Annotated in this window: 15 protein-coding genes; 3 read left to right on the top strand and 12 right to left on the bottom strand. The window is 52.2% G+C overall.

What is annotated here, in order from left to right; all coding sequences use genetic code 11:
* Positions 1–550: 550 nt before the first annotated feature.
* Positions 551–1,414, bottom strand: coding sequence for an MBL fold metallo-hydrolase (locus tag JW984_03545; protein MBN1572255.1), 864 nt, complete (start codon positions 1,412–1,414; stop codon positions 551–553).
* 29 nt (positions 1,415–1,443) lie between these two features.
* Entirely contained in the window at positions 1,444–1,902 is a 459-nt protein-coding gene (locus JW984_03540; protein ID MBN1572254.1) for a pyridoxamine 5'-phosphate oxidase family protein, read from the bottom strand.
* Positions 1,903–2,203: 301 nt separating this feature from the next.
* Here JW984_03540 and JW984_03535 point away from each other — a divergent pair, with 301 nt between their 5' ends.
* On the top strand, positions 2,204–2,590 hold the full coding sequence (locus JW984_03535) for a hypothetical protein (protein MBN1572253.1): 387 nt from the start codon (positions 2,204–2,206) through the stop codon (positions 2,588–2,590).
* A 180-nt stretch (positions 2,591–2,770) separates the two neighbouring features.
* On the opposite strand, the gene JW984_03530 is transcribed toward JW984_03535, so the two are convergent.
* The 9 genes from JW984_03530 to JW984_03490 all read right to left on the bottom strand — a co-directional run bounded on the left by JW984_03530 (position 2,771) and on the right by JW984_03490 (position 10,084).
* Positions 2,771–3,073 carry a transcriptional regulator gene (locus JW984_03530; protein MBN1572252.1) on the bottom strand — a complete coding sequence of 101 codons (303 nt, stop codon included), beginning with the start codon at positions 3,071–3,073 and terminating at the stop codon, positions 2,771–2,773.
* A gap of 11 nt (positions 3,074–3,084) precedes the next feature.
* Complete coding sequence (locus tag JW984_03525) at positions 3,085–4,638, bottom strand: CoA-binding protein (protein ID MBN1572251.1); 1,554 nt, start codon at positions 4,636–4,638, stop codon at positions 3,085–3,087.
* Positions 4,639–4,713: 75 nt separating this feature from the next.
* Positions 4,714–5,382 carry a hydrogenase nickel incorporation protein HypB gene (gene hypB / locus JW984_03520; protein ID MBN1572250.1) on the bottom strand — a complete coding sequence of 223 codons (669 nt, stop codon included), beginning with the start codon at positions 5,380–5,382 and terminating at the stop codon, positions 4,714–4,716.
* Positions 5,383–5,407: 25 nt separating this feature from the next.
* Complete coding sequence (locus tag JW984_03515) at positions 5,408–6,238, bottom strand: restriction endonuclease (protein ID MBN1572249.1); 831 nt, start codon at positions 6,236–6,238, stop codon at positions 5,408–5,410.
* A 47-nt stretch (positions 6,239–6,285) separates the two neighbouring features.
* Entirely contained in the window at positions 6,286–6,633 is a 348-nt protein-coding gene (gene hypA / locus JW984_03510) for a hydrogenase maturation nickel metallochaperone HypA (GenBank protein ID MBN1572248.1), read from the bottom strand.
* A 123-nt stretch (positions 6,634–6,756) separates the two neighbouring features.
* A complete protein-coding gene (locus JW984_03505) occupies positions 6,757–7,131 on the bottom strand; it encodes a YkgJ family cysteine cluster protein (GenBank protein ID MBN1572247.1) in 375 nt (124 codons plus the stop codon).
* The gene (locus JW984_03500; protein ID MBN1572246.1) at positions 7,118–8,218 is read right to left on the bottom strand and encodes a DNA photolyase; all 1,101 of its coding nucleotides are present in this window, start codon (positions 8,216–8,218) and stop codon (positions 7,118–7,120) included. The genes JW984_03505 and JW984_03500 overlap by 14 nt, the downstream gene beginning before the upstream one ends.
* Before the next feature lie 2 nt (positions 8,219–8,220).
* A complete protein-coding gene (locus JW984_03495) occupies positions 8,221–9,228 on the bottom strand; it encodes a ParB N-terminal domain-containing protein (protein MBN1572245.1) in 1,008 nt (335 codons plus the stop codon).
* A complete protein-coding gene (locus tag JW984_03490) occupies positions 9,197–10,084 on the bottom strand; it encodes a glycosyltransferase family 2 protein (GenBank protein MBN1572244.1) in 888 nt (295 codons plus the stop codon). Before JW984_03490 ends, JW984_03495 begins: the two co-directional genes overlap by 32 nt.
* Before the next feature lie 149 nt (positions 10,085–10,233).
* Here JW984_03490 and JW984_03485 point away from each other — a divergent pair, with 149 nt between their 5' ends.
* Positions 10,234–10,392 (top strand): hypothetical protein, encoded by a 159-nt coding sequence (locus JW984_03485; protein ID MBN1572243.1) that lies wholly within the window; start codon positions 10,234–10,236, stop codon positions 10,390–10,392.
* A gap of 3 nt (positions 10,393–10,395) precedes the next feature.
* Here the strand turns inward: JW984_03485 and JW984_03480 are convergent, their stop codons facing one another.
* Positions 10,396–10,545 carry a hypothetical protein gene (locus tag JW984_03480; protein ID MBN1572242.1) on the bottom strand — a complete coding sequence of 50 codons (150 nt, stop codon included), beginning with the start codon at positions 10,543–10,545 and terminating at the stop codon, positions 10,396–10,398.
* A gap of 30 nt (positions 10,546–10,575) precedes the next feature.
* On the opposite strand from JW984_03480, the gene JW984_03475 reads away from it, so the two are divergent.
* The gene (locus JW984_03475) at positions 10,576–11,856 is read left to right on the top strand and encodes a hypothetical protein (protein ID MBN1572241.1); all 1,281 of its coding nucleotides are present in this window, start codon (positions 10,576–10,578) and stop codon (positions 11,854–11,856) included.
* The last annotated feature ends 205 nt before the right edge of the window (positions 11,857–12,061 follow it).

Raw genomic sequence — 12,061 nt, 5'->3', positions numbered from 1 at the left:
AATAACCGTTATAATGATGATATATTCGAAATTGTAGTTTCTTATCTAACTAATTTGGTGGAAAATCGTTTATAATTCCCTAAAATTAATAGGTTCAGTAAAAACATCAAGCAAAGACAGAATTGATAAAATCTTTATAGACAAATTCCTGTATAGTAAATTAACTGGTACTGCCTTGCCACATATTGCTGTTTTTTTAAATGATGTTCAGAGAAAGAATACAAAACAAGAAAATAGATATGGAATTAACTCAACTTTTTTACCGGGGCATTTTAAAGGATATTCAATTAAATTGAATCCTCTTGATGGTGTTTATTATTGTGATATCCGTCCTAATATGGTTGAAGACATATTATTGTCAGAGCAAATAAAAACATTAGACCATTTTTTTTACACTGACCTTCATGACTTTATTAGTCGACAAGAAAAACCATTAAAAGGTGTCAAAATACAAGGGATCAGATAAAATAGTCAATAAAAGGATATTGGATAAGATTTATATAAATCTACCCGATTAAATAATAAATATCTATGAGTATTTTAACTCCCCCTACACCCGCACAAGCTCCTCCATCGAAAACGGGTCCCCGTGGGCCGGGTAGATCGTCCTCACGCCCCGCTCCCTGAACCGATCCCAGCTTCGGTACACCTCCTCTATGTCCTTCACGAATATCGGCCTGTGTTTGCAGCAGCAGAAGTTGAACAGGTCCATCGCCACATCCCCCGCAAAGGCGATCTCGTCTCCGCCGTCGTTCTTCATCACCACAGAGATCGAGTCGTCGGTGTGCCCCGGCGTGTACAGGATGTCGGCGTCCACCCCGATCTTCCTCAACAGTTCGCCGTCGTCACCCTTCACGATGAAATCCTTCGGGGTGGTAATCACAGGCGGAAAGACGAACTTGTGGAAGGAGGAGAAGATCAGAAAGATGAGCGTCACACACCCGTTGACCGGCCGGATGTCCTCCTCGGAGGCGCCCCTGGCCAGCGGCTCCAGCGCCCTCTCGTGGACGATGATCTTCGCTCCGCAGTTCTTCACGAGCTCGGCGGCAAACCCGACGTGGTCGTCGTGGTGGTGGGTCAGAAGGAGGTACTTTATCTCCGATATGTCGATGCCGAGACTGCCAAGCCCCTTCAAATACTTCTTATAATCATTGGGATAGCCCACGTCGATCTGCATGTAGCCGCCGTCGCATGGGATAAAAAAGCAGTTCGTGAAGCCCACCTTCAGGCACTTTACATTCATGCGGTCGAGCTCCGGGGTCTCCACCGCCAGCGCCTCCCCCGGTGCGATTCGCCCCGCGATGCGAAGCGCCGCGGCGGATGACGCGCCGATAAGGGCGCCCTTCTTGACGAACTCCCTTCGGCCGATTTTTCCCGCAAGGGATTTCACAAGTTTTTCATCTTTTTTATACATGATTTGCCTCCCTCCTATCAATATCACTATCAATATCCCGAGCGCCTTCCGGTCATGTAGGATATTGTAATCTCCACGACCGCCGTGATCTTTAAAACCTCAGGTTTGTACTCGAATTTTTTGTCCGAGTAGTGGGCCATGATGATGTCGAGAGACCGTATCTTCTCCTCAACGTCCTCTACGAGCCTCGCTGTGCCGTAGCCGACAATGCTCATGTATCTGCACGAAAATCCGCACGCCTCATCGGACGGGACGACCTCGACTTTTGAATCCACCTCGAAGCAGACCTCCGGGTTCGCCATCAGAAACTCCATCTTCTTTCCCCTGTAGCCGGTGTGGAAGAAGAGCCTCCCCGACTCGTAGCCGAAGTTCACGGGGACTATGTAGGGCCTGTCATCCTTGCTGAACGCCACCCTCAGGACCTTCGCCCCCGTCAATATCCGCTCGATCTCACCCACGTCGGAGACAAGCTTCTCTCTTTTTCTCATGGTCACCAAGTTTTTATTGACCGTTACCAAAAGACTCAACTGAAGACTTTTCCCGCTCCCTCAGTCCTCAATATTACCCTAGTCGGCCCGTCCTAAAACCCTATATTCGACATATATAACAATATTAGGCAGGGCTAACAACATCCTTATATATAAACCGGAAGGAGTTGTCAAGAAGAAATTTCAATAAAAAACAGGGGCGGTAAAACAGCATCCCTTTTCCCTTGACATTCGGGGCAAAAAGGATAGATTTGGGTTACTTGGATTTCTCAATATTAAAATGGTAATAGGAGCTTTACCCATGAGACTTAAAGGACTCCTCACGCTTCAGCTCGTCTATATGATCCTCGGGATCGGCTACAACGCCGTAAGCTACGGTGCCGTCTTGACCGGCAGGCCCAGGCTCTCGGCGACGGAGCCTGTCGCCGGCGCCGTCTCCATGGCGGTATATGGCCTATTTCTTATTCCCGGCGCCCTGAGGTGGCTAAAGACGTACCGGGTTCTCATGCTGATCGCCCTACTCGTCTTCGGCTACGGCGGCGTGGTTAAACATATCCTCAACCTGATAAGCGATCCCTCCCTCTACAGCTCGATCTGGGCATGGGGAGCGGCGGTCGGGATCAACCTCTTCGGCCTGATATTGAATTTCATCGCTGTCGGCGGCTGGTTCAAGAACGGCAAAGTTTGATACAAAGAAACTCAACGTCGGCCCGCCGGGGAGAGGACGAACCGGGCTGAGACCCATGTCACAACGTCACTCCCCCTTTCGTGTTCCCTTGCGTGTTCATTTGCGTGTTCATTTGCGTGTTCATTTGCGTATTCATTTGCGTGTTCATTTGCGTGTTCATTTGCGTCTTCATTTGCGTCTTCATTTGATATGATAGCGGGCGGATTCCACCCTCCCCTCCTTGCATTTTGGGCACCTGGAGGGCCTCTTCACCTTTTTCCTGTCGCTGAACTCAAATCCGCACGACTTGCAGAATGCCGGGGTCACCTCTACCCTGTACTTCCTCTTTGCGCTTACGAGGGCGTGAGAAAGGTGATCGACCGCCTCCCGCTCCGAGATCCGAAGCTCGCCGGAGATGTCGTAGGGGGTGACCGGCCCCTCCATCATAAGACGGATTATGTCGCGCCTTATTGTTTCCTCCCTCTCTTTCGGCTCCTTTGCCATTTACAGGTTCCCTATCTCCCCTTCGCCCCGAGGCAGCTCCTGTATCGGGCCACCCTCGATATTGCTGTCATGGCCCTCTCCATCGTCGGGAAGACCGCGGCGCCGGCGTCGATAAACGCACTCCTTGCCCTTCTCCACTCCAGCTCGAGCTCCATATCCTCGTCGCTTTCGGTCGTGCTCGTCCTGGGGAGAACGCAGACCACCGGCTTTCCGTATTTCTCGATGACCCCTTTCACCCCCTTGGAGAGCTCCGGGTAGAAGGCGAAGTTAGAGAGGGGGGTGGAGTCGTCTCCGGACAGCTTCTTGAACAGCATCTGAATGTGAAATAGTATCTGGATGAGAATAAGGTAGTCGATTCCATCCACTCTTGCCGCCGTTTCGAGAAAACCGGTCATTACAGCAGGCGGTATCATCGGATTTCCCGTGTCGACCGGATTTTTGGGATTGCTTCCCTTTGGCGGGAGATTTTTCCTGATCTCATCCTGGACATTGGCCGGGAAAGTCGGTATGTCAAGGCCCATATCCTCGGCGAGGTCGGCCGCCTCGACGCATAACGCCCCGCCGCCCCCCATCATGGCGATGTTGCCTCCCCCACCGGAGTTGCTCATGGGATAACTTCGGGGATAAATATTGCAGAAGGCGGACATCGCATCGACCATGTCCTCTAGTCCCGAGGCCCTGACCGCGCCGGTCTGCCTGAAGATCGCGTCCCAAACCATCCTGCTTCCCCCCATCGAGGCCGTGTGGCTCATGACCGCCCTGCCTCCCGCCTCCGTCATTCCCCCCTTCCAGATTATCACCGGCTTTTTGGGGGTCACATCTCTCAGGAGCTCGAAGAACCTCTCCCCGTCAAGCACCCCCTCGAGGTACGCCGCGATGACCTTGGTGTCTTTGTCCTCGGCGAAATATTCGAGGAGGTCGACCTCGTTTACGTCGACTCCGTTTCCGTAGCTTACCGCGGCGGAAAACCGAACACCGCTTCCTTTGGCGAGCTGGCAGAGGTCGGCGGTGAGTCCTCCGCTCTGGGCGAAAAAACCGACCGGCCCGGGCTCGGTGGAAAATCCCGACCCCGGGATGATGGTGACCCCAACCTTCGGGGAATAGGTGCCGAAGCAGTTGGGTCCGATCACCCGGATTCTCCCGTCGGCGATCGACCTTATCTCATCCTCCAGCGCCGCCCCTTCCTCCCCCTCCTCGCTGAAGCCCGCCGACATTATCACGGCGCCGGCAATCCCGGCATCAAGCGCTTCCTTAAGCGCCTCCGGAACGTATGGGGCCGGGATCACTATGACTGCGAGGTCGGGGACCTCCGGCAGGTCGGACAGCGACCGGTAGGCCTTGACGCCCAGTATCTCGTCCGCCTTGTCGCTTATCGGATACAGGTTTCCCTTAAAGCCGATGGCCGTTATGGCCGACTGGTAGAGCCAGCCGTATTTTCCGGGATTCGGCGTGGCGCCGATTATCGCCAACGACTTCGGGTGGATTATCCTGTCAAGCCGCTTAAAACGCTCCCCCTTTTCCTTGATTCCCCTTCCCCCGCCCTTCTGTTCTATATTATCCTTCATCCGCTCCACTATTTAATAAAAACAGGTCCAATACTGCTGATTATCAAAACTAAACAAATCGTCAATCCGCGGGGATCAGCCGCCCATCTTCTCCTCGATCTTCCCCTTGAGCCACTTTACCCAATCGTCGATCCCCTCCTTTGTCTTCATCGAGACGGGAAATATCGTGCTTTTCGGGTTCAGGCTCTTTACCGTGTCCTTGAACTCGTCCATGTCGAAATCGGTGTAGGGGAGGAGGTCGATCTTGTTCAGGAGGCAGGCCTCCGTCTCGGTGAACATGAGGGGGTATTTCTTAGGCTTGTCGTGACCTTCAGGCACCGAGAGAATCATCACCCGGATGTCCTCTCCCACCTCGAACTCGGCGGGGCAGACGAGGTTTCCCACGTTCTCCACGATGATGAAATCGTAGGGGTCTACGTCGAAGTCCACGATGGCCTGCTCTATCATGGCCGAGTCGATGTGGCACGACCCGCCCGTGTTTATCTGGAGCGTCGGGACGCCCACGGCGTCCAGCTTTTCGGCGTCCACGGTGGATGTCACGTCACCCTCGATCACCGCGGATTTGATCTCTTCGCCGAGGCGCCCGAGCGTCTCCAGGATGACCGAGGTCTTCCCCGCGCCGGGCGACGACATGAGGTTCATTACAAGGGTCTTGTTTTTCTTGAACTTGTCTCTCAGCATCGCGGACATCTCGTTGTTGTCCTTTAAGATGTCCTCCTTGATAACTACCAGCTTGACCGCCATATTGTTCTCCTTTTGAACGGAAATTCTATAGATTTTTAAACCATTCTTTGTTAATAATTACATCTTCCTCGATTCTTTCCTCTACCTTTACCCCAATGGAAAGTTCTTTCAGTTTCTCTACCAACTCCTCTCCATCTATTAGGTCAATAAGAGGAGCACCATCTCTTTTAGCCTCAAGTTTGGCTTCTCTTGTAAACGTCCCCGTAGTAATTATAAGACCTTTATCGGCTCGCCCAACCATTGCCCCTCTAAAATCCCTAACCACGGAAGGTGGCACACTTCCTTTATATCTTTTGGACTGAAAAATAACATTAAATGAAAGCAGGCCTCCAATTTTTAAAACCCCCTGACCATCTATACCACCATCTCCGCTCCTTTTAGTGACCTCTACGTTTGTAAAACCAGACTCTCTTAACAGCCTTTGGCACAATCTTTCAAAAGCTTCCGGTTTCATTTTTTTTACTATATCTATTAACTCGTTCTGCCATGTAGTTTCAATCTCTTCATCAATCTCTTCTTTAATATCTACTTTATCTTTTCTAAGATAGTACCTATATGCTTTTATAACTTTATCGCTATCTACACTCTTAATTCTCCACCCTTCAGTCGTTAAAGACCAAACACCTCTCGATGAATTTTCAATTAGATTGTACTTTTTAAGATATGATCTGGCCCATGCCAATCGATAGCTGAATTCAGTTCTGCTTTCGCTGTGTATCTCACTAATATCATCTTCAGACAGGTTCATTATCTCTACAGTCTTTTCTTCGAGCTCTGAAATCGTGGCGGAGCCTCCAAGTTCGTGAAGTGCCTGTAACAATGGATTGAACATTTCATGATATAGTGGAACGGACATAATAAAAACCTCAAATTCTTTTTACTAAAATAGGTTTATATAGTTCCTCACTCAATCTCAATACTCTTCACCGTGAACTCGCGCCCCTTGAGCAGCTCCGTCCCTTTCTCGCCGCAGACGGGGCAGTTGAAGTTCATCTCCTTCTTGTCCACCTCGAAGGGCTTGTCGCATTTACCGCACATGACCGTGATCGGCACCCGCTCGATATCGAGCTTCGCCCCGTCCGCTATGGAGTCCTTGGAGAGATAATCGAAATAGCGCTGGACCCAATCGTCTATCAGGTCCGACAGGTCGCCGATGGCGAGGTTGATGCTGATGATCCTTCTCGCGCCGTTCCTCTCGGCGTGCCTCACCGCGATCTTAAGTATCTCCTCTGTAACGGGGAGCTCGTGCATTCTATGCTCCAGCATATATTGAGAGATTTGATCGAAACTCAATATCCCGCCGTTGTCCGTCTTTCGACACAAATATCCGAAGGGGAATTATACCAGAAAAGGGGTGGGTCGTCTCAAATAATATCACCTTTTTGCCTCTTTTTTCTCCCGGAGCTTGAAATGCTTTATATAGCCGCAATCGTCCGGGAGCCAGTCGAACTCCAGTATGTTGTCCGGCGTCAGTTTCAGGCAGTCCGCCTCCATTTCAAAGCGCTTTTCGTACACGGTGCAGAGCCCCGTCTCGCCGTCGAGATATGCGCAGGGGGATGTGGCGACCAGGTTGTCGTCCTCGTCCACCAGCTTGTCGAAGCAGCATTTCCCGCAGCGGTTGCATATCGCCTCCCACTCCTCCGAGTCGGGGGAGATGTCGGTCACGAGGGACCTCTTGACCTTTACCGACTCGATATTCCCGGCACTTTCGGCTCCCTTGCCCTTGAAGGTGATTTTAACTCTCGCCATCTGCAATCCACTTACTCTTCAGGTTTTCGTGAAACATCCTGTCCAGATCGCCGCTATTTTTGGGAATCTCAAATGCTCCGCCGTAGACCTTCTCCCAGACGTCCCTCCTCTCCATGCAGAGGTAGACGAAGAGGTCGTCCCCGCCGTATCTCTTGAGGGATTTCAGGAGCCTCCGGTACATCTCGACCCTCAAAGGCTTTATGTATCGCAGCTTGCCGTCGTCCCCCGGGAAGGACTCCCCGGTGACTATGGCGCTTTTAGGGTGGCGTCTCCTGATGATCTCGAAGAGGTGGGGCGGCGAGCGAAAGGTGCCGAGGCTTATCCACAATATCTTTTTGGGATCGACGAAGTCGAAGATCGCCCGGGCCGTCTCATCGTACCCGGACTCCCAGCCGTCGTAGTGAACGATCGGGTCGAAGTGAAACCCGATGTAGTAGCCCCTCCTTTGGGCGCGCCCGGCGGCCTTAAGCCTCTCCATGATCGGGGCCGCCCCCGCCTCCTCCGACCCGGCCACGGGACCGGCGTTGAGAGACCAGGAGATGATCGTCCTCCCTCTGTGGTCAAGGTCAAGGACTCCATCTATATCGGTCTTCTTCGTCTTGAGCTCGAAGAGGACGTTTTTTTTATCGGCGAAATATTGGACGAATCCGGCCGCCAGCCCAGTGAGGTCTTCGAGGTAGAAGCTGTCGGTCAGCTCCCCAGTCCCGACCCGATAGATATATTTCCTTTTACCATCGAGGACCCTGTCGAGCTCGGAAATCGTGTCGTCGAGGTTCACGTTGATAACGACGCCCGGGGCGTTGATGTAACAATTCAAAATGCAGTAGGTGCAGTCTACGTCGCACCCCAGGACCTGGTTTATCACGTGGTAGCCGCAGCAGATGTGGTTAACGGTACCGGGGCAGTTCTTGACGATCCGCCCCTTATGCAGTGCGAGGACGAGGCTCTTTTTCCCCTCCCCCGCCTTGGGGATGTCGCGAAAATCGGAGACGACCACAGCCTCACTGCCGAGCCGGCCCAATACCCTCTCCGTCAGGGGGAACCCCCTCGCCCCCTCCTCTACGTAGATATTTTCAAACCCGTACAAGACTACACCATTTCGAGGAGATCTTTAATCTCCTCCGACTCCGATTCTGACGTCAGGAACTCCCCCAGCCTCTTTATATCCCGGCTGTCTTTGAAGCGAAACTTAAGCTCGAGGTAATCCGCCTCGAAGTGGGGGGGGTGGGATATACCGGCCCCGCAGGGAAGGCCCAGTCTCGTCACGGCGTCATCGAATCTCCTGTTGAGTCCGGAGTGTATGGGGTACCTTATTTCGCGAATCCTCTCCCTTATCCTCTCCCCCCTCATGCCCGACGGCACACCCTCGTCCGCAATTACCTTTTTTATCGCGGTATCCTCTAAAATTTCATCGACCGTGATTCGATCCCGCTTCACGATATCCGTGACAGAGCCCAGAAGCTCCGTGACCACCCCGGAGCCGAACGGAGCGGCCGAGACCAGCGTCAAGAGAGCACCCCTATCGCCCTCGTCAAACCCGCACCAGCTCACAATCGGCTTTAAGGGGTAGCGCCTCGCGTGGCAGAGCCCCTTTATTTCGCGTGAGAGGTCATTTATTGCAAGGAGGTCTCTGAGCACGTTTCTCGACTTCGGAAGGTGAATCAGGTCGAAGAACTCCTCGAGAACTTCCTCCTCCCCCAAACCGAAATCGTTGATCAGCCGGGAGACGATTGTCGAGGCCTCGGCAGCCGTGTACTCCCTTGCCGGGAAGTTGTCCATAAGGGCAAGGATCATCGCATCGGCGTCGGAAAGCCCTCGGTCGTATACCAGCGCCGGGACAGTCTCAAGACCAAGCCTCTCCGCCGCGAAGAGCCTCCTCCACCCGGAGACGGGGACGCAACGACCGTCCTCCTCTTTGATGAGCCTCGCCGGGCTTACGATCCCGAAGGCCGCGATCGAATCGACAAGGGCAGGCATTTGATCGAGCGAATCCGGGTCGAAAGAAACGGCGTAGCGCCTGTCGCCGAGGTCAATCTTCTTAATCGAAACGTCTACAACCACCGCACTATTTAGGGCTTGATTGGATCTTCTCTTCATATTCCCTCGCCTTGTTCTTGAAATAGATCTCTCCCTCGATGTTCCCCCTCTTTTTCGCCCCCCCGCCCACTATCTTCGCCTTCTTGACGATCTCCTCCATGACGGCGATCCTGTCCCCCTGCCTTTCATCCCCGTCGAGGACGCCGGATCGAAGGATCTTCTCGAGGGCGTAGATCCTCAGCATGTCGAGCCCCCAGTACCTCCGCGACAGCTGATCCCTGTGTCCACCCGTCTTTACGATCAGGGGCCTTTCAATGAAGTGAACCGGGTAGCGCGCCGTAATCCTGAGCCACATGTCGTAGTCTTCCGCGGCCAGGAGCTTCTCGTCGAAGAGGCCCACGTCGTCGAAGACCTCCCTCCTTATAATTACGGAAGAGAGACTGATGATTACCAGGGGGAGCGATTTTACAAAGACGTTTCCCGAGTGCTTCCTGTGTCTTGCCCCTGGATTTACCCTGACCCCGTTTCTTATCCATATCTCCTCGGTATGGGAGACGAGATGCCCCTCATCCATCGCCTTAACCTGCAAGGAGAGCTTTTCGTCAAGCCACCTGTCGTCGGAATCGAGAAACGCGATGTATTTTCCCCGGGAGGCCAAAATTCCACGGTTTCTCGCGGAGCTCACCCCCCGGTTTTCCTGCCTTATGTAGACCGCATCGGGAGCCGATTTCTCGATTAATCGATCCGTCCCGTCCGTGGAGCCGTCGTCTACGATGATCAGCTCGAAATCTCCGTACGTCTGGGAGTGGACGCTCTTTATCGCATCTTCGAGAGAACGGATTCGATTGTACGTCGGGATTATTACGCTGACGGCAATCGGCGAACCTTTGTCCTTTTCTCCATTGTCTATATTCATCTTAAGATTTTACTTTTGATCTCTCCACCTGTCAAGGAATCGGTTCAAACCGGCAGATTTTAAGGATGGAATTTTCTTTATCGTTGACAGAACCGATAATGTCTTATATTATGTAAAAAATAATCTATTTAAGGAGGATAAATATTTATATGAATCTTGCCGCCATCAGAAAAGACGTTATCGTTGTCGTCGCAATTCTTCTGGCCCTTTTCGGCGTAACCCACTGCTCAAAGTTGACAAAACACGAGGCCAATTTCACCATCGTCTACTCCAACGACGTCCTGGGAGAGACCGAGCCCTGCGGGTGACGGTCAAACCAGATTGGCGGTCTTGCCAGGAAAGCGACATACATAAAGCAGGTAAGGAGAGAGGCAACCGATCTCCTGCTCCTGGACGCCGGCAACCTCCTCTTCAGACAGAAGTATTACGGCAAGGGTCCCGATTACAGGCTCTCCCTTCATGGGAAAAATATCATCGAGATCTACAATGCGATGGACTGGACCGCATTGTCGATAGGGGAGTTCGATCTCTCCTTCGGAGTCGATTATCTAAAGGAGCTCGAATCGATGGCGGACTTCCCATTCCTTTCCGCAAACATCTTGAACAAAGAGGGGGGTAAACCCGTCTTCACTCCCTATACCGTCGTCAAGCTCTCCGGCTTCAACGTGGGGATAACGTCAGTTATCGGCAGGGATATACTCACCAGCGAAAAACAGAAACAGATGGGGATCTACGTCGACAACGAGTTCGTCGCCCTGAAGGGGGTCATCAAGGAGCTCAAGAGGAAGTCGGATTTCATAATAGTCCTCTGTCCCACCGGATTCGAGAGGGCAAAAGAGATTGCGGGAAGGTTCGACGAGATAGATCTTATATTGACGGGCCATAACCCTGTGACAAATCTCTACCAGCCTATTAAGGTCGGCGGCACCCTTATCTCCCAGATATACTCCAGGGGCAAATACGTGGGTCGTCTCGACATCCAGATCAACGATTCTTCCCTGCCCTACGATCTCTACTTGGAGGGGAAGAGCGAAATAACAAACTTCCAATACCAGAAGCTGACCATGAGGAGGCAGCAGCTCGAAAACGTGTACAAAGACTTTAAAAAGAAAAAGGAGGAGGGGAAGAACGTCGATGATGGGCTGAAAATCATAAAGGATGAGCTCGACGACATAAAAGAGAAGATCAAGGAGCTTGAGAAGGAAAACAAAAAGGATCACAAAAATACCGTAAAGGCCTCCCTCGTCAGCCTCGGGGATAACCTTGCCGACGACCCCGAAGTAAAGAAGATCGACAACGAATACAAGGATAAATTGATCGAAGAGAAGGGGAAATTTCAGGAAGATATGCTGAAGAAGGGAAAGAGGAGCCCGACGGACCTCGCCCAGGATCCCCACTACGTTGGGGCCAAAATGTGCGGCACCTGTCATCCTTCCATCGCCGATTTCGTCAAAAAGACCCGGCACCCCGGTGCGTTCGATACCTTGAGGGAGAATAAAAGACAGTTCGAGCCGGAGTGCTTCTCTTGCCACACCACCGGTTACAGAATGCCGGGGGGATTCACCAACCTCTACACCGCAGGGGAGCTCATTGGCGTCCAGTGCGAGGCGTGTCACGGCCCCGGAAGCCGCCACGTCCTTGACACAAAGGTTAATATGAAGAAGACGCCGACCGAAAAGGACTGCGTCACGTGCCACGACATCGAGAACGACGACAATTTCGTCTACTCGACGGATATGAAGACAATAAAATGCCCTAAGGAGAAGCGGTAGCCGTAAGTGACGGTCGCCGTTGGTCAAATTGAGACAGGCAAAGGAGGGAGCGGGGGGTCGGGGGTTCGGGGGGTCGGGAAAGTCTTTTCAAATTTATTTCTCGGTTGGCTCCCGATAATATATTGTAATAGTATTTTTTACTGAAAAACGTATTACGCATCGACCAATGTGTAAAAAAGTATTGCAATTCAAACACCAGTGGTTA

The organism is Candidatus Zymogenus saltonus (assembly GCA_016929395.1).
GTDB classification, from domain to species: Bacteria; Desulfobacterota; Zymogenia; order Zymogenales; family Zymogenaceae; genus Zymogenus; species Zymogenus saltonus.
Note: the sequence above shows the minus strand (reverse complement) of the source record. Positions and strands in the feature narration are given on the sequence as shown.